The 18,388-nt window shown below is 45.2% G+C and carries 16 protein-coding genes; 7 read left to right on the top strand and 9 right to left on the bottom strand.

The window, feature by feature from the left end; genetic code table 11:
* Positions 1-2: 2 nt before the first annotated feature.
* Both MADE_RS17560 and MADE_RS20740 read left to right on the top strand, forming a co-directional pair.
* Complete coding sequence (locus MADE_RS17560; RefSeq protein WP_012519909.1) at positions 3-1,010, top strand: cytochrome d ubiquinol oxidase subunit II; 1,008 nt, start codon at positions 3-5, stop codon at positions 1,008-1,010.
* 422 nt (positions 1,011-1,432) lie between these two features.
* Positions 1,433-1,597, top strand: coding sequence for a hypothetical protein (locus MADE_RS20740; protein WP_012519908.1), 165 nt, complete (start codon positions 1,433-1,435; stop codon positions 1,595-1,597).
* A 58-nt stretch (positions 1,598-1,655) separates the two neighbouring features.
* Here MADE_RS20740 and MADE_RS17565 read toward each other — a convergent pair whose 3' ends face one another.
* From MADE_RS17565 to prlC, 8 genes are all read right to left on the bottom strand, one after another.
* On the bottom strand, positions 1,656-2,138 hold the full coding sequence (locus MADE_RS17565) for an Lrp/AsnC family transcriptional regulator (protein WP_012519907.1): 483 nt from the start codon (positions 2,136-2,138) through the stop codon (positions 1,656-1,658).
* A gap of 117 nt (positions 2,139-2,255) precedes the next feature.
* On the bottom strand, positions 2,256-2,900 hold the full coding sequence (locus MADE_RS17570) for a hypothetical protein (RefSeq protein WP_012519906.1): 645 nt from the start codon (positions 2,898-2,900) through the stop codon (positions 2,256-2,258).
* Between the two features lie 263 nt (positions 2,901-3,163).
* Positions 3,164-3,373, bottom strand: a complete 210-nt coding sequence (gene cspE, locus MADE_RS17575; RefSeq protein ID WP_012519905.1) for a transcription antiterminator/RNA stability regulator CspE — start codon at positions 3,371-3,373, stop codon at positions 3,164-3,166.
* A gap of 294 nt (positions 3,374-3,667) precedes the next feature.
* Positions 3,668-5,296 carry a ubiquinone biosynthesis regulatory protein kinase UbiB gene (gene ubiB, locus MADE_RS17580; RefSeq protein ID WP_012519904.1) on the bottom strand — a complete coding sequence of 543 codons (1,629 nt, stop codon included), beginning with the start codon at positions 5,294-5,296 and terminating at the stop codon, positions 3,668-3,670.
* A gap of 23 nt (positions 5,297-5,319) precedes the next feature.
* Positions 5,320-5,955 (bottom strand): ubiquinone biosynthesis accessory factor UbiJ, encoded by a 636-nt coding sequence (locus MADE_RS17585; RefSeq protein ID WP_012519903.1) that lies wholly within the window; start codon positions 5,953-5,955, stop codon positions 5,320-5,322.
* Positions 5,955-6,740, bottom strand: coding sequence for a bifunctional demethylmenaquinone methyltransferase/2-methoxy-6-polyprenyl-1,4-benzoquinol methylase UbiE (gene ubiE / locus MADE_RS17590; RefSeq protein WP_012519902.1), 786 nt, complete (start codon positions 6,738-6,740; stop codon positions 5,955-5,957). Before ubiE ends, MADE_RS17585 begins: the two co-directional genes overlap by 1 nt.
* Before the next feature lie 114 nt (positions 6,741-6,854).
* Positions 6,855-7,556 (bottom strand): DNA-3-methyladenine glycosylase I, encoded by a 702-nt coding sequence (locus MADE_RS17595; RefSeq protein ID WP_012519901.1) that lies wholly within the window; start codon positions 7,554-7,556, stop codon positions 6,855-6,857.
* Positions 7,557-7,562: 6 nt separating this feature from the next.
* A complete protein-coding gene (gene prlC, locus MADE_RS17600; protein WP_012519900.1) occupies positions 7,563-9,599 on the bottom strand; it encodes an oligopeptidase A in 2,037 nt (678 codons plus the stop codon).
* 303 nt (positions 9,600-9,902) lie between these two features.
* Here prlC and MADE_RS17605 point away from each other — a divergent pair, with 303 nt between their 5' ends.
* From MADE_RS17605 to gorA, 5 genes are all read left to right on the top strand, one after another.
* Positions 9,903-10,463, top strand: a complete 561-nt coding sequence (locus MADE_RS17605) for a response regulator (RefSeq protein ID WP_012519899.1) — start codon at positions 9,903-9,905, stop codon at positions 10,461-10,463.
* Between the two features lie 21 nt (positions 10,464-10,484).
* Positions 10,485-11,309: a phosphate/phosphite/phosphonate ABC transporter substrate-binding protein gene (locus MADE_RS17610; RefSeq protein ID WP_012519898.1), complete on the top strand. Its 825-nt coding sequence runs from the start codon at positions 10,485-10,487 to the stop codon at positions 11,307-11,309.
* A gap of 11 nt (positions 11,310-11,320) precedes the next feature.
* Positions 11,321-12,994, top strand: a complete 1,674-nt coding sequence (locus MADE_RS17615; RefSeq protein WP_012519897.1) for a HAMP domain-containing sensor histidine kinase — start codon at positions 11,321-11,323, stop codon at positions 12,992-12,994.
* Positions 12,995-13,067: 73 nt separating this feature from the next.
* The gene (gene nosR / locus MADE_RS17620; protein WP_012519896.1) at positions 13,068-14,372 is read left to right on the top strand and encodes a response regulator c-di-GMP phosphodiesterase, NosR family; all 1,305 of its coding nucleotides are present in this window, start codon (positions 13,068-13,070) and stop codon (positions 14,370-14,372) included.
* Positions 14,373-14,623: 251 nt separating this feature from the next.
* The gene (gene gorA / locus MADE_RS17625; RefSeq protein ID WP_012519895.1) at positions 14,624-15,973 is read left to right on the top strand and encodes a glutathione-disulfide reductase; all 1,350 of its coding nucleotides are present in this window, start codon (positions 14,624-14,626) and stop codon (positions 15,971-15,973) included.
* A gap of 134 nt (positions 15,974-16,107) precedes the next feature.
* Here the strand turns inward: gorA and MADE_RS17630 are convergent, their stop codons facing one another.
* Positions 16,108-18,297 carry a molybdopterin oxidoreductase family protein gene (locus MADE_RS17630; protein WP_012519894.1) on the bottom strand — a complete coding sequence of 730 codons (2,190 nt, stop codon included), beginning with the start codon at positions 18,295-18,297 and terminating at the stop codon, positions 16,108-16,110.
* Positions 18,298-18,388 lie beyond the last annotated feature (91 nt).

Raw genomic sequence — 18,388 nt, forward strand, 5'->3', positions numbered from 1 at the left:
TTATGTTTGAGAATGTATCAGCTGAAATGCTTGGTAATATTTACGTGGGTCTTCTTGGGCTATCGGTAATGCTGTATGCCATTTTGGACGGCTATGATTTGGGCGTGGGCGTATTAATCCCGCCTCGTACCGAGGCGTTTCGCGATGATATGATAGCGTCTATTGGGCCCTATTGGGATGCGAATGAAACATGGTTGGTGCTCGCTATTGGATTGCTCTTAATTGCCTTTCCTGAAGCACATAGCGAGTTTCTACAAACCTTGTACCTACCGGCCACATTTATGCTGCTAGGCTTAATACTGCGCGGGGTTGCGTTCGACTTTCGAGCAAAAGTGGTGCAGGTTAAAAAACGTAAATGGGACTTGGTGTTCAAATACGGTTCGTTACTAACCACTCTTGCTCAAGGTTATATGCTGGGTATTTACGTGACCGGGCTTCGCACTGATATATGGGCGCAAGGCTTTGCACTTTTAGCCGCTTTTGGTGTAACCGCGGCTTACGCTTTTATCGGGTCTTGCTGGTTAATTTTAAAAACCGAAGGTGAACTTCAGCAAAAAGCATACTACTGGGCACGCAGAGGATTAGGCGTTCTCGCCGTTGGCATTATTGCAGTAAGTATTGCTAATCTTACGCTGCATGATGATGTTAGGGCGCTATGGCTATCTGCGCCATGGGGATATGTGTTATTCGCTATTCCTTTGGCTAGCTTTGCTTTATTAGCACTATGCGGGGTGTTATTGAAAAAGTTACCCGATGCTAATGGTAAGGGCGAGTGGCTACCCTTCTTTATAGCGTTGCTTGTGTTTTTATTGTGCTTTAGCGCCTTTGCAATAAGTTACTATCCGTTCATTATTCCTGGGCAAATGACGGTTTCAGAGGCATTAAGCGATGCTAACTCTCTGAGGTTTCTACTAGTAGGTGTAGTCATTGTCGTGCCGATCATTCTTGCCTATACCGCGATGGTTTATAAGATCTTTTCAGGTAAGTCTGAAAAACTATCGTATTATTAACCGCAGGTTGATTGCCTGAAGAACGCAATGATCAAACGGCGTTAGGAAGATTGCTGCAGTTCGCGATCTTCAATCAGTTCTAGCAATAGTGAACATCACTGAGAGTCAGTGGTGTTCACTTTCTCTTCAACGCTATACTAAATATGTGTGATAGCGATCTTATACTTGCTTAAAACCCTTAATTGGCAGTGTTCACCCGCTGTGGTGTGTTTCCACAAACGCACCCCTTGCCTAATGTTTTAAAAATGATCCTTTCACCGAGATAAAGTATACCAATAACTAATAGTGTTAGATCTAATTAAGTCTACACTTAGGTGGTAAACAAAACTTAATGCTGAAAAGCTGCTAATATTTTGTTGACATCAAACTGTAATATTACTATATTTCATTTGGGGAATTTTTTAATAGAAGGAGCCAATATTATGGAAAACGTATTCCATTCAATCTCACGGTTCTTCAAGCGCGCGCACCCCTATCCGGTAGCTCATTATATCGGCCGCAAAAATGCGCAGCGTATCTTAGGATGTAAAATCAAAAAGAAATCCAAGATATTCGCCGAACAGCACGTTGAAGACCAAAATCATTAAATTTATATGGGGCCCGTAAAACCGGCCTCATTTTTTATGGTTTCTCATGTTCCTATAGCTAAAGGTGGTTGAGCGGCACCGATGTAGTATATTTGATTTGCTCCATAGCGAAGCTAGAGGTAACGTCTGAAAACTCAAGACCGTTCACAAGGCGTTTGTAGAAGTGGTCAAAGCAGTCCATGTCGGTTACCAAAACTTTCAGCAAGTAATCGTATTCCCCCGACATACGGTAGCACTCTACCACCTCATCAAAAGAAGCCGCGTGTTTAGCAAAAGACGCTAGCCATTTTCCATCGTGCCGCCCGGCTTTTACTTGTACAAACACGGTCATCGTTAGGCCTAACTGCCTGGCCTGCAATAGGGCTACTCGCTTAGAAATAATCCCCTTTTCTTCAAGCTTTTGAATGCGGCGCCAGCATGGCGTTACGGTTAAACCCACTTGTTCGGCAATCTCTGCAACGGGCATGTCGCCATTGTGTTGCAGCAACCCTAAAATTGCCTTGTCCGTAGCATCTATTCCGTTTTGTTTATCATTGCGCATGGTGATGTATTGTTCTCATACAAATATTATTGGGCGTACGTTGGCGTAGAGCTTACCCATTCTTTGATATGCCGGGCCTTTCTAAAGGCGTGCTAGCGGCTTTCTATACCCCCTATCTTAAATCCACCACGGCTGACTAAAGTCTATATTTTCCGGCGCAATCTCGTATTGAAACGGCGGCGTAAACACGCTCCAAAACGCGTCTTCAAGATCTTTATCTACTATCTGTAGTTGACCGCTTTCGCGATAGCCACTTAGCAACGCCTTATAGGCATCAATAGGCATTTGAGGGTTAGATTGTCGAAAGATAACGCGCCCGCCGAATTCCTTGAACATAGCTTTTTCTGCTTGGTACTGCATAACTTGTTTCGCCGCTACTTCTTCTATGGATTTAGACGCGCCTTCACCGGAGAATTGATCGCCAAACTTTTCTGTAAACTTGCTGACAAGCGCTTGGTTTAACGTGATGCCTTTTTGCGCAGCATAATCATTTAAAACCAATTCATAAATTCTATTAGACGCATTTACGCGAATAAGGTAGTTGAGCATTTCACCGTAACTTTCTTTGGCCTGCGCTTTTATTTCTTTACGCTCTTTTTCGCTAGGCATCACATCCGCACGTGTTACACGGGTTTTAAGCACAATGGCTAAAACATTTTTCTCTGCCTGTTGCTCTGCGACCGGTTCTGCGTTGGCAAACTGTGGGGTGAGTAACAAAGACGCGCTAAGTAATGAAAAAAGAAAGCCAGATATAATGCGCATGACATACTCCCTTAAAATATCTGTAAAGAAGATAATTGGTACGGTGAGTAAAGCATTAAAGACTATCATCGCGCAACACTTGTAACCCGAAGGGTATAAACGCGGTAGATGAAGTGTCATTGAGAAAGGTGTTCAGGGCGTAGTTTGCGAGAAAGAATTTAAACCGCAACAAACCCGAGCTTTTATACTCGTGATGAGCAATAAGCCCTTTGAATAGGAATAGAAAGAAAAACGGCGGTCAAATGACCGCCGTTTTTGAATTCTTAGATAGCTTGCACGTTAGCAGCTTGAAGACCTTTTTGACCTTCTTCAACTTCAAATTCTACTCGCTGACCTTCTGGAAGCGTTTTGTAACCGTCAGAGATAATCGCACGGAAATGAACGAATACGTCCTTGCCGCCATTATCTTGTGTTAGAAAACCGTAACCTTTATCAGCGTTGAACCACTTAACTGTGCCTGTAACTTTAGACATGTCGTATAGACCTCAAATATCGTATTAAATTGCGCATAAGCGCGTGTAACTTAGTTTCTTTAGAGTCTTCAAATGGGCGGAGTATTGGGTCTTACTTACGAATGGACAAACAACTTACAACAAATTACCGGGTAACTCGAGTGGTTTTACATATAGCAAATAATACAAAATCGCGTCTATCTAAAGACTTTGGCTAAGAGCCAATAGCACTATAACACTCTTCGGGATAATTAATACACAAATTAATCACTAAACTGCGGATTTCATAAATATTTCACCGCAGCGTAACAAAAATTAGAGCCCTTTTCGCCAAGCCAAGTACCAACAAACAGCGCCAACAACGCCACTTATTGCAGGGAAATACCACGATAAGTCGTAAAGTGGCAATACTGCTGATATCAGAACAAAGGTCGCGCCCACCACACTAAGGTGAGTGGTCTGAGTTGTTTTCTTTTGCTCTTGAAGGAGTGCTAAATGTGCCCTTTGCTGCTGTAATGGCAGCCGTTTCATCTGCTGTAAACTGTCATAAAGCAGGTCTGGCATTTCAGGCAGTTTTTCCGACCAAAACGGCAGGTTGTCTTTTACCTTGCCCATCATGGCAGTAAAGCCTATTTGCTCTTTCATCCAGTTTTCGAGAAACGGCTTTGCGGTTTTCCATAAATCTAGCTGAGGGTAAAGCTGCCTGCCCAATCCTTCGATATACAGTAGCGTTTTCTGCAGCAGCACTAACTGTGGTTGAACCACCATGTTGAAACGACGCGCGGTATTAAAAAGCTGCAATAGCACGTTACCAAAAGAAATTTCGGCAAGTGGCTTTTGGAAAATTGGCTCACACACCGTGCGTATAGCCATTTCAAATTCATCAATGTTGGTATCTTGAGGTACCCACCCCGAATCGGCGTGAAGTTGCGCCACTTTGCGATAATCGCGATTGAAAAACGCAATAAAGTTTTCTGCCAGGTAGCGTTTGTCCTCACGATTAAGAGTGCCCACAATACCAAAGTCGATAGCAATATACTTGGGGTTTTCAGGGTGCTCGGTTGACACAAAAATGTTGCCTGGGTGCATATCGGCGTGGAAAAAACTGTCGCGGAAAACTTGCGTAAAAAACACTTCTACGCCGCGTTCCGCCAGCTTTTTCATATTGGTATTCTGGGTAAGTAGTGCATCGATATTTGAAATGGGCAGGCCGTATATGCGTTCCATGACCAATACGTTACTTCTACAGTAGTCGCTGTATATCTTAGGTACATATAGTGCGTCAGAGCCTTCAAAATTGCGGCCTAGTTGAATACCGTTGGCTGACTCTCGAAGAAGATCTAATTCATCCACTATGGTTTTACGGTACTCCACTACCACCTCAACAGGGCGAAGGCGCTTCCCGTCAGGCAGCCATCGTTGCAGTACATTAGCCAAGCTAAAAAGTAACTCCATATCGGCCACAATGGTGTCGCGGATATCAGGTCGCAGCACCTTTACAACAACGTCTTCATTGTTGTGTTTAAGCTTTGCCGCATGCACTTGTGCAATAGAAGCAGACGCGAGCGGAGATGTTTCAAACTCGCTGAATAATTCATTTAAATCTTTGAGGCCTAACGCCTGCCTAATAATGTCTTGGGCAGCATCTGATGAGAATGGCGGTACTTTGTCTTGTAATCGGGCAAGCTCGTTAGCGATGGCGGGAGGCAAAAGGTCGCGACGAGTAGAAAGCATTTGACCAAACTTGATAAAGACGGGGCCAAGATTTTGTAGCGCAAGGGTGATACGCTCCCCTGCCGATTTACCTTTGTGTTTGTTTCTTACCCAAAAAATGGAATGACGCATAGCACGTGCGTACCAGGGTAACCACTTTGCTGGAATTAAATCGTCTAAGCCATGTTCCAACAATACCTTGTTAATTCGGTATAACCTAACAATACGCATCTATGAGCCTGTTTCTTTTAATCTTACTTTAACTTTTCTTCGAGTCGACGTAATCGGGCGTCTGCGCTTTCGGTCCTATCACGCAGTGCATTAACTTCATCGCTAAAATGCATAACGGCCAGCTTGTGGGCCGCTAGCTGTTTTTCTTCTACTACAGCATTGCCCAATACACTTGCTACTGAAGACAGTGCCGATAGCGCTTTTTCGTGCACGGCTTTGGCCGTTTTCACCGTTTGATGCGCAACCACATCATTGGTTTTTTGCGCCAGTAGTTCTTCAACATCTATATCAAGCTGCTGAAACAGTGCACTAACCTGCTGGGCTACATTAAGCTCGCCCTCTAAAAATAGGGCTTTTTGCTGTATGAGGCGGGTTAACTGACTGGTTTCTTTAAGCTCGGGCAAGGTTTGTAGCGATGTTTTAATGCAGCAATCTTTAGGGCCAAGGGCGGCAACGGCATCGTCGAACGAGCCTTGCTCAGTTAACACATCGACACGCTCTGAAAATGACAATGTTATGCCATAGGGGAGCGGCGAAATGAACGCAGACAATCTGGCCCCGTAGAGCGACTTTAGCCTTTTCTGGCTAGTCTCATCTAACGACAACAGCTTATTAATTATCGATTCAGCAGTCGCGGCAACAAGCGCAGAGGTAGGCATTAAAACTTATATCCTCTGTGCAGCGCTACGATTCCCCCGGTTAGGTTCTGATAATCGCACTGTTCAAAACCGGCTTGTTCAAACATGCCTTTTAGGGTTTCTTGATCTGGATGCATACGAATACTTTCCGCAAGGTATTGGTAGCTTTCTGCATCGTTCGCCACTAGCTGCCCCATTTTAGGCAAAATGTGAAACGAATACATATCGTAAAGCTTGCTAAGCTGCTCGGTAGTAGGCTTTGAAAATTCGAGAACGAGTAGCCTTCCACCCGGCTTTAACACGCGATAAATAGAATTGAGCGCATTTTGCTTTTCTGTAACGTTGCGAAGACCAAATGCCATGGTCACTACGTCGAAATGGTTGTCTGGAAACGGCAAGGCTTCAGCGTCAGCTTGCACATAATCGATGTTGCTTACCAAGCCGCGGTCGCGAAGTTTATCGCGCCCTACTTTAAGCATAGAAAGGTTTATATCAGCAAGCGTAACCCGACCGGTTGGGCCCACAAGGCGAGAAAATTTAGCCGTAAGGTCGCCTGTTCCACCGGCAATATCCAATACTTTATTGCCTGCTCGTACACCACTACAATCAATTGTGAAGCGTTTCCACAAGCGATGCACTCCCATAGACATAAGGTCGTTCATGACGTCGTACTTCGCTGCAACAGAGTCGAAAACGTTGGCGACCAAAGACGCTTTCTGTCCCTTATCTACCTGTTTAAAACCAAAGTGTGTCGTTTGCTCGGTCGCAGTGTCTACTTGCGTAGCGGGAGTCTGATTGTCGCTCATGACAGTCCTGTAATTTGAATATTTTTCTTAATGCTGAAGTGTATAGGAATGTGTAGCCAAGCAAAAGCTTTATGCCCCACTTGTGCGTTAGGCATAGAGCTTTGCGTTGGGCCTCTAAGCAGGCCTGTTATTCGTACCCCAGCTATAGGCTACAATAGCACTTATTTCTTGAAGCGAACGCCCACTTTCTTTATGCCACTGCGCAAACGCGGCATTAGCGGCAGTTAACGACTTTTTAGACGTTAGGCCGCCGTCAACAATATCGTGTTTGCGCAAATAATCTTCAACATCGCGAGAGAATAAAAAGGTATCTATTCCCAATGCACGTAACATGTAAGGGCCCGTATTTCCGCCTAAGCGTGCGCCGCGCTTTTTCAAAAACGCCCAAAGCTCGGTTATGTTTTCTTTGCCAAAACTTGCAACAAACTTACCGAAGCTACCGTGCTCCATAGTCACATCTTTTATCATCATGGCGTTGTCGCGCACCGTCATGACTTTCTTGTAGTTGCGCACAATACGCTTATCTGATGCTTTTTGCTCTAGCATTTCATCGGGCATTAACAGTACTTTGTCGGTATTAAAGCCGAAAAATACGGTTTCAAAGTCTGGCCATTTTTGCTCGATCACCCGCCACACAAAGCCCGACTTGAAGACTTGCTTGGTCATGGCGGCCAGGAAACGGTCGTCGGGTATAGCTTCAACTTCAGCTTTTGAAAGCGGCGCTTGAAGCATAGCCTCAAGCGCCCTTTCTCCGCCCTTGCGCTCACATGCACGGCGGTAAATAGATTGAAAAGACTCTGCCTTAGAACCTGCCATAGCTACTTAGCCCTTAATACCACTATGACGCAACAGCGCATCTACCTTAGGCTCGCGCCCTCTAAAGGCCACAAATAAATCCATGGGTGGTTTGCTGCCGCCCATTTCTAAGATGTTTTCCAGAAAGGCTTTGCCGGTATCTCGATTGAAGATACCGTCTTCCTCGAACTTGCTATACGCATCGGCAGAAAGTACTTCTGCCCACTTATAGCTGTAATACCCCGCAGCGTAACCACCTGCAAAAATATGACCAAAGCCATTTTGAAAACGGTTGAACGATGGTGGAATAACCACAGCGACTTCTTCACGCACTTTATCTAGCGTACCCTGTACATCAACGTCGCCGCCTTTTTCGCTATGCAGTAGAAAATCGAAAAGACTGAATTCAAGCTGACGTACCATTTGCATAGCCGATTGATAATCTCTGGCTGCGAGCATACGGTCTAACAAGTCCGCAGGTAATGGCTCTCCTGTTTCATAGTGACCTGAAATAAAGTTAAGCGCGTCTTCTTCCCAGCACCAGTTTTCCAAAAACTGGCTAGGCAGCTCTACGGCATCCCAAGGTACACCGTTTATACCCGATACGCCGGCAACGCGCATTTTAGTGAGCATGTGGTGAATACCATGGCCAAATTCATGGAATAGGGTAACCACTTCATCGTGAGTAAATAAAGCAGGCTTGTCGCCTACCGGCGCATTGAAGTTACAGGTTAGGTACGCTACCGGTAATTGTAATTCACCATTCATTGTTTCACGACGCACGCGGCATTCGTCCATCCACGCGCCGCCGCGTTTTTTCGCACGGGCATAAAGATCTAAATAGAAGCTGCCGCGTAGAGCATCTGCATCATCGGTAATGGTGAAATAGCGCACGTCTTTATGCCAAGTATCTATGCCAGGCTGTTCGATAATTTTTAAACCATACAGACGATGAACAACCTCAAATAAGCCCGACAGCACTTTGTCTTCTGGGAAATACGGGCGTAGCATTTCATCAGAGATGGTGTACTTTTCCTGCTTAAGCTTTTCGCTGTAATAGGGTAAATCCCATGCTGCAAGCTCCGTTACGCCATGCTTGTCTCTTGCATAGGCTTTCACTTCTTCAAGCTCGCGCTCCGCTTGTAGTTTAGACTTGGCGGCCAAATCGCGCAAAAAGCCAATAACTTGATCTGTCGAGTCTGCCATTTTGGTAGCCAGCGAACGCTCTGCGTAGCTAGAGAAACCCAGTAACTCAGCCAGTTCGGTACGCAGCGTTAGGGTTTCTTTGATGATATCTGTGTTATCCCACTTACCTGCATTTGGGCCTTGTTCCGAGGCTTTAGTTGAATAAGCGCGGTACATTTCTTCGCGCAGTTCGCGGTTGTCAGCATACAGCATAACGGGCAAGTAAGAGGGGATATCAAGGGTGAATAGCCAACCCTGAAGGTCTTTTTGATGAGCAGCTTGAGCCGCAGCCTCTAGGGCAGACTCTGGCATGCCGGCTAATTCAGCTTCGTCGGTCACATGTTTTGTCCAGCCCATAGTCGCGTCCATCACGTTATTAGAAAACGTCGATGACAGCTCGCTTAGCTTAGCTTGGATTTCCGCAAAGCGTTTCTTCTGTTCTACGGGCAATGCTACGCCAGAAAGGGTGAAATCACGCACAGCGTTTTCTATGACTTTTTGCTGCTCTTCGCTTAGGGATTCAAATTCGTCAGATGCCTTAAGCTCAGCATAAGCATTATACAAACCTTCATGCTGCCCTACCCACGTTCCGTACTCTGATAAAAGCGGTAGGCAGGCATCGTGCGCATCGCGCAGCTCATCGCTGCTTACCACACTGTTCATGTGAGATACCGGCGAAAACATTTTGCTTAAACGGTCATCGACTTCTTCAAGGCGAAGCACCAGGTTCTTGTAAGAATAATCTTTTGAAGCCACCACTTCCTCGATTTCACTCTTACATGCTGCAATAGCTTTTTCTACAGCAGGCTTAATAGTGTCTGGTTCAATCGCGGAAAAAATAGGTAGTCCATCTACCTTTTCAATTGCAGGGGTTGTCATAATTTTTTCACTCTTAACACATTGATAGAATAATGATGGGGCTTCACTGATTAAAAGCAAGCTATTGTTTAGCCTGCTGTTGACCTATCTTGATACTACTTCTAGTCTTACGGTTAGGATCAGGACATCGCGTTGCCCCTGTTGAGGGCATAGAGGTAACGCTCGTTATAACGAAATGCTTTTATATGTCGCGTTTGCGAAAACCAAAGCTGTCACAAATGTCACATTTCATCCTTTTGTCTACTTTGTCTCCTCCTTATATGCAGACTATAATTCCGTTTATTATTTCAACAAGGCAAAGCCATGAAAACGTTAACCTCAGGCGAGATAGCCTCATACTGCGACGTCAATCTACGCACCGTCATTCGATGGATTGAAAGCGGCAAGCTTAAGGGTTTTAAACTTCCCGGCCGTGGTAACAATAGAGTGCTGGTTGAAGACTTTGTTGAGTTTCTTGAGCGCCATGACATGCCAATTCCAGATGCGTTAAGAGGCGTTGCGTCACCGTCTATTCTTATCGTCGATGACGAAATGCCTGTTGCCAAGTCGATTCAGCGGGTTGCCCGGCGCGCAGGCTTCGACTCCTTCATTGCTACAGGCGGCTTCCAAGCGGGAATAATGCTTAGTCAGTACGAACCCAAGGTTATGACCTTAGATTTAAGTATGCCGGGAATGGATGGTTACAGCGTTATCGAGTTTACGCGGGACCAAAGCAAGTACAAAGATTTAAAGATAGTCGTTATCTCTGCTTTAGATGATATTAGCCTTCAGCGCGCACTAGAGATAGGCGCAGATGCCACTCTTCAAAAGCCTTTCTCAAATCACGACCTAACATCAACACTAGAACAGTTTATGTCTATGTAGTGTAACAACAAAGGAGGTTATATGGGCAGTTCAATACACCGCATTGTCATAACGCTATGTTTTGTTTTTAGTACTTTTTCAGTAAATGCCAAGCCTCTAACATTCGGTGTAGTCCCCCAACAGTCAGCAAAGAAGATGGCTGAAAATTGGCAGCCGTTAATAGATTATCTCAGTACGTATACCGGTCTTAGTATAGAGTTTAAGACTGCTAAAGACATTCCTACCTTTGAAGCCAATCTGGCCAAAGGAGCATACGATATCGCTTACATGAACCCTTATCACTTCGTTGTTTTTAACGAAACGGCGGGCTACCGTGCGCTTGCTCATCAACGAAACAAAAAAATTCAAGGGCTCATCGTGGTAGAAAAAGACAGCCCCATACAATCTTTAAGTGAATTATCCGGTACTGAGATAGCGTTTCCTGCACCCGCGGCGTTTGCGGCTACTATTATTACTAGTGCCTATCTTCGCAAAAATAACATCGCATTCATTCCACGCTATGTGAACTCTCACGATTCAGTTTACCTAGCCGTTCAGCGCAAGTTCTTTAAAGCCGGCGGAGGTATTTTGCGCACGCTCAATGTAGCGCCCGACGAGGTACGAAGCGACCTTCGCGTGCTTTGGAAAAGCCAAGGTTATACGCCTCATCCCATCGCAACAAGCCCAAACATGGCGCAAGGTGACAGACAGGCTATTCTTAATGGGTTAATGGCGTTATCCAACGACACCAGCAAATCGTCAGTTCTAAAACGTATCGGGTTAAGTGGTTTTATAGCTTCCAACGACAGTGATTGGGACGACGTACGCGCGTTAGGTATTGCGTCGCTCTCTAGACCACACTTGTGAGTTATTGAATTATGAGGCTGTCGCTACGATTTAAAACAATTACCGGCGTTGCATCGATTGCAGCCCTGCTGCTATTGGTACTGATCATTACGGTATTTCAACTGTTAAACGATCTGGTTGACAATAATGTGCAAAAGTCTGCCGATACCAGCGTCGCTTTATTTGTTTCTACAACGAAAAACGCCTTTCTAAGTTACGACCTTGCTTCCCTTGATGCTGATGTATCCGAAATATTAACCAACCCCAATATTTCTTACGTAAAAGTTAAGGACAAGCTAGGTAACGTGTTTGTTGGCAAGGGGAATCAACAAGCGCTAAATCGCCCTTTCGTTGCGGACGATTCGGTGTCAGAAGCAGATGATGGCATCTATGATACGCGCGCGCCCATCATGGTAAATAATTCCCTTTACGGCTATGTAGAAATTGGCTTGAACATCGCCTCTGTTACCGAATCGGTATCTCGTGTTAAAAACTGGACGCTTACGCTAGCCCTCATGGAGTTTATCCTCGTTGGCTTGTGCTCGTATATCTTGGGTTCATACCTGATGTCGCAACTTCGCCAGTTACATCAGGGTGCGAAGCATCTTGGCGATGCAGTAAAAAACAATGACTACAGGGAAGTCTTTGTTCCTGTTCGCGGTAATGACGAATTAAGCGAACTGGCTGAGGCCTTCAATCAATTAGTAGAGCGTTTAAAAGAAGAGCATGAGCAAAGGCAGCGTGCACAGGATGAACTGAAGGAACTCAACACCCTGCTCGAAGAAAAAGTGCAGGACAGAACCGCCCTATTGCACCAAAAGAATTTTCAGCTAGAAGAAGCCAACAAAGACCTTAAAGAAACACAGGTTCAATTACTTCAAGCGGAGAAAATGGCATCGGTCGGTCAGCTAGCTGCCGGGGTAGCTCATGAAATTAATAACCCAGTTGGGTTTGTTAGTAGCAATATCTCTACATTAAGCGAGTATGTTGCCACATATCAAATGGTATTTTCTCAAATAAACGTGGTAATAGCGGCTGAAAATGAACAAGCGCGACTTAAAGCACTTACTGAACTAAAAAGCATGCTCGCCAATCAAGACATGGCTTTTATTAACGAAGATATTGCAGAGTTATTAACCGACTCCCGTGAGGGGCTACAACGAGTGGCTGAGATAGTAAAAGGTCTTAAGATTTTCTCACGGGTTGATAGCGATCATATGCAACAGCACAACATTAATGACTGCGTACGTACTACGCTGGCTATGGTTAACAATCAGCTGAAATATATTTGTACTGTAGAAACCCACTTGGGCAGAGTACCAGATATTCCCATGAACGTTGGCAAGGTGTCTCAAGTTGTTACCAACCTGCTGATTAATGCTGGACAAGCAATTGAAGCCACTGGCAAAAATGGTAAAGTGATAATTACTACCTGTACGTTAAACGGCTTTGTTGAACTGCGTGTTGAAGACTCAGGGTGCGGCATTCCCCCTAGCCATTTAGATAAGCTCTTCAACCCGTTTTTTACAACCAAGCCCGAAGGCCAAGGCACGGGGCTAGGTCTTTCCATTTCATTTGGCATTGCTCAAGAGCACGGTGGCACATTGTCAGCAAGCAGTGTAGAAGGCGAAGGTAGCACGTTCACCCTTGCACTCCCTGTTGAGCCTGCTCCGTCAGTTCCCCTCATGGAAAAAGAGAGTGAATAATGAGAAAGCAAATAGTGTTAACAAGCGCCATTGCATGTAATAGTTATTGCGTCGCCTATAAGGATAATGATTTATGACAGAGCCTAAAGAATCAGCCACAACCTATACGGTGCTTTTTGTCGACGACGAACCTAACATTCTTCGTGCAATTAAGCGCGCGCTCTTCACTATGGATATTACTCTGCTTCTTGCAGATAGTGGCGCAAAAGCTCTTGAGCTTATGAGTGCGAACGAGGTTCACGTGGTTATTTCAGACATGAAAATGCCACAAATGTCTGGTGCGGAGCTGTTAGAGCAAGTCGCCATCAACTATCCAGAAACCTTTAGGGTAGTGCTTACCGGTTACGCAGATATTGAGTCAACCATAAAAGCCGTAAATCAAGGAAAAATACATCGTTATTTGCAAAAGCCCTGGGACAACCAAGAGTTAATTTCGGTTGTTGAAGAGGGGTTAGAGCGAGTTAAGCTTAAGACCGAAAACTTGCGCCTGCAGAAGCTTACGCGACTACAAAATAGAAAACTAAGAGACGTCAATACCTCGTTAGAGCAAGTGGTACAAAAACGTACTCGGCAAATAAAAGCAGCACTCAATAAAATTGAAAAGCACAATATAGCGATGGAGCAAGTGCTGTTTAATGTGATAAGCATTAACCCCAACATTGACGGCAAGTTTGCCATTGAAGTAAGTGAACTGGCTTCAAAACTTGCGCGTATTGCACGCTTAGAAAAAGATGAGATAAAGCATGTCCGCTATGCAGGGTTAATATGCGAGCTTGGGCTTTTAGGGTTAGAAACTGAAGATTTCAAGGCGCCCTTTTCAAAGCTGAAATACCAACAGCAACAAAATTATTTATCGCAAACAAAACAAGCCGCTTTAATACTGGCTCCAGCCCATGAACTTCATCAGGTTTCAGACATTATTGAGTTTCAGTTCGAACACTATAATGGCTCAGGGCTTTACAACAAAGTAGCTAAAGAAATTCCAGCAGGGGCGCGTATTTTAGCCATAGCACGTGACTATTGGCGCTTAGTTACTGGGCGTATGAGTGGTATCGAAATGAGCCCGCGTGACGCTAAACTTGAAATGAAAAAACACAGAAATACCCGCTACGACGGTGAATTCCTAGATCTTCTTCTTGAAGCTGAAGACGTTACAACATCGAAGCTGCTTTCGACCTCGTTGAAAGCGTCACAATTAAAAGCAGGCATGACCCTTGCCCAAAATCTTTATAACGACAGCCATATCCTTATACTTCCTGAAGGTCATATATTCAACGATGCTACAATACAAAAATTGGTACACTTTGAAGAAGAGCGCGGTAAAGCATTTAGCATTCAAATAGAACCAGAAGGCCCTTCTGACACTATAAGTGACTAGGCTTGAAATACTGCGTATTGCCATTGGGTAAGATAATGACGCACATAAAGATTATCTTGCTCGACCTTTTATTTGGATTGGCTATCCCCATTGTTAAATAAACTGAAATTCCTTGAAGCGAGTTCCGGTCTTTAGAATACTGTTCTAAATGAAGCGCGGATGCGTTGAATTTGCTTCGCGAGCATATTGCGTAACTACAACGCATTACGTAAAGATTCATGCTCGCCTAACCCACAGAAAAGGCTTTTTGTATGACACATTTTGATTATATTTGTATTGGTGGTGGTAGCGGCGGTATTGCATCTGCCAACCGTGCGGCAAAACACGGTAAAAAAGCAGCCATCATTGAAGCAAAAGATATCGGCGGTACCTGCGTAAACGTGGGCTGTGTGCCTAAAAAAGCCATGTGGTACGGAGCGCAAGTCGCTGAAGCCATCCATCGCTATGCGCCAGAGTATGGCTTTGATTTGTCAGTTAACCATTTTAGCTGGGACAGCCTTATCGCTAGCCGACAGGCTTACATTGAGCGTATTCACGCTTCTTACGACCGCGCACTTACAGCAAACGACGTGACGCTTATTCGTGGCTTCGCAAAATTTATCGATAACAACACGGTAGAAGTCAACGGCGAACAATATACTGCTGATCATATTACTATTGCCGTTGGCGGTCGCCCGACTATTCCTGATATTGAAGGTGCCGAACACGGCATTGATTCTGACGGATTCTTCGCACTAAAAGAGCAGCCAAAGCGCGCGGTAGTTGTGGGTGCAGGTTATATAGGCGTAGAACTAGCCGGCGTACTTCACGCACTGGGTACAGAGTCTCATCTTGTGGTTCGCAAACACGCACCACTTAGAAATTTCGACCCTATCATTCACGAAACCTTGGTGGATATGATCCACGCCGAAGGGTGTAAACTGCACGATCACGCCAGCGTCGAGAAAGTTGAAAAAGCGGAAAACGGTGAGCTTTCTATTTATTTAACTAACGGTGAAGTACTTGAAGCCGACTGCCTTATTTGGGCTATTGGCCGCCAGCCGTCAACCGATAAAATTGATATAGAAAACACCGATGTAGAGTTAAACGACGACGGTACCATTAAGGTAGATAAATACCAAAACACTACGGCAAAGAATGTGTATGCGGTAGGCGATATAACCGGAGAAGCAGAGCTTACTCCGGTGGCAGTTAAAGCGGGCCGTTTGTTAAGCGAGCGCTTATTTAATGGGCAAAAAGATGCGCACATGGATTACTCGCTTATTCCTACCGTTGTGTTTAGTCACCCGCCAATCGGCACCATTGGTTTAACAGAGCCAGAGGCTATTGAAAAATACGGTGAAGACGATATTAAGGTGTATACCTCAAGCTTTGCGTCTATGTACACAGCAGTCACCCGTCACCGTCAAATGACGAAGATGAAGCTAGTATGTGCTGGTAAAGACGAAAAAGTTGTTGGCCTACACGGTATTGGCCACGGTATGGATGAGATTCTGCAAGGTTTTGCTGTTGCCATAAAAATGGGCGCGACCAAAGCTGACTTTGATGCGTGTGTGGCCATTCACCCTACCAGCGCGGAAGAATTCGTTACCATGACCTAGGGCGTTTAAACTAAGGGGTTAGCTACCCCACCGACGCATGCTTGCGCTGTAGTGAGAACATGGGTTATTAGGTAAAAAATCGCATTTAAAAAACCGGCTTTTACTTTGCGGTAAAAGCCGGTTTTTTATGCGCACTAACTTACTTTTTCAAGTTCTACAGGTACACCGTTTAACACCGCGTTACCAGACAGTTCATCCACCTGCATGTGGTCGGTAAGAATATTGGTATTTACCCCCGGATGCTGACTTGCCACAGACAACTTAATGCCTTTTTTGTTGTGTCCCCACCCGTGCGGGATAGATACCACACCAGGCATGATCGCATCGGTGATTTCAGCCTCTATCGTTAACTCGCCAACCCGCGATTTCACCTTTACCTCATCACCATTTTCAATACCGTATTTAACGCCGTCATCGGGATGCAGTTGCATCGTGCAGCGATTATTGCCTTTCACCATACGCGGGCTATTGTGAATCCACGAGTTGTTGGTTTTAATATGCCGGCGGCCAATTAAAACAAGGGGTTGCGCGTGGCTTTGCTTATCAAAGAAGTGTGCGTTAACCCTGTCTATATCCGCCATAAAATAATCAAAATCTAAATTTATTTTTTTATTTTCATGGAAAAGCGCAAAAGGTAAAGACGGCTGAAGCGGGCCAAGATCTATACCGTGTGGGTTTGCTTTAAGCTTTTTAAGCGTTAGGCCGTGCGCAGTACTGCCTTCTTTTTCCGTATCGCTGTCATTAACACCGTTTTGAAAAGCACCTCGCTTATCACCGTATAGACCGGTCTGTAACAAGTCGTCCACCACGCCTTTTGGCTGCTTGCTCCAAAGCGCAGCATAGTGCGCTGTGCTCCTACCGTTTAATTTGTCGATTCGCTCAGCTAACGATAAATAAATTTGCCAGTCGGTAAGTTGGTCTGCATCTGTATCCACCACCGCTTCGGAGTACTTCGCAAAGTTTCGCACCGCGAAGTTGTGAAACACAATGTCGTAGTGGTCCCGTTCAAGGGCTGTTACGGGGGGTAAAATCACGTCGGCGTGGCGAGAGGTTTCTGTGATGTAGAAGTCCACAGCAACCATAAAATCTAATTGTGCAAATGCCTTGTCGAGCTGTTCAGCGTTAGGCGTAGTGACTACCGGGTTTCCCGCCCCAATAACCATGGCTTTAATTTGTCCGTCTCCGGGGGTAAGGATCTCTTCAGCTAAACAGGCAACCGGATACTCGCCAGCAAAAGCTGGAAGGCCGCGCACCCGGGAGGTAAACGTGCCCAAACTGCCCTTTCCTGCAACAGGCAATGTGTCTGCCGCTGGCTGGGTAAACATCATGCCGCCACGCTTGTCTAAATTACCGGTAAGTATGTTAAATAGCATAATGAGGTATTGGGTTAGCGTACCAAATGCTTGTACGCTTGCCCCCATTCTACCGTAACACACTGCCGCTTCTGCTTCGCAAAAATCGGTAACGAGCTGGATTATTTGCGAGGCCTGAATACCGGTTTTTTCACTGACTTTTTCTGGTGAAAAATTGCGTACGTAATGCTCTACTTCCATTATGTCTTCAGCATAAGGAAGAAGCGCCTCTACATTGTATAATTGTTTTTCAAACAGCACATGCAGCATGGCGAGTAGCAATAAAACGTCACTACCCGGGCGAATAAAGTGGTGTTCACAGCTAAGGTCCGCGGTTTCACTTCGCTTCGGGTCGATAACGACTACCTTGCCACCCCGTTTTTGTATGCCCTTCAAACGCTTTTTCACGTTCGGCACGGTCATAATACTGCCGTTTGACGCCAAAGGGTTCCCACCAATAATCATGAAATGCTGAGTATGATCGATATCCGGAATAGGTATTTGCGACATATGGCCGAATAGTCTGCGGCTGATGATGTGGTGAGGCAATTGGTCCACCGACGTCGCAGAATAGCGGTTATGCGTTTTAAGTGAGCGATAAAAGTAAGGCCCAAATAAAATAGCCCCCATGTTGTGCGCGTTGGGGTTACCTAAATACACACCCACCCCATCTTCGCCGTGCTCTTGTTGAATACCGTGCAGCTTATTGGCAACAAGGTCAAACGCATCCTCCCACGTAATCTCTTGCCAATTATCGCCCACTCTTTTTACAGGGCGTTTAAGGCGGTCAGGGTCGTCGTACAAATCTTTTAGCGCACTGGCTTTAGGGCAAATGTGACCTTGGCTAAAGGGGTTATCTTTATCCCCTTTTATTGACAGTATTTGTCTGCCCTTCGTTGCCACTTCAATACCACACATGGCTTCGCACAGCGTACACGTAGAATAATGCAATTGTTGTTCAGTGTTGCTCACGATAATTCCCACACAACTTGTTGTTAACGACTTGTTACGAAATTAGCCGCTATTGCTGTAATAGACAAGCATCACTTAAAGTGATGATAGA

It is taken from the genome of Alteromonas mediterranea DE, from assembly GCF_000020585.3.
GTDB lineage: Bacteria > Pseudomonadota > Gammaproteobacteria > Enterobacterales > Alteromonadaceae > Alteromonas > Alteromonas mediterranea.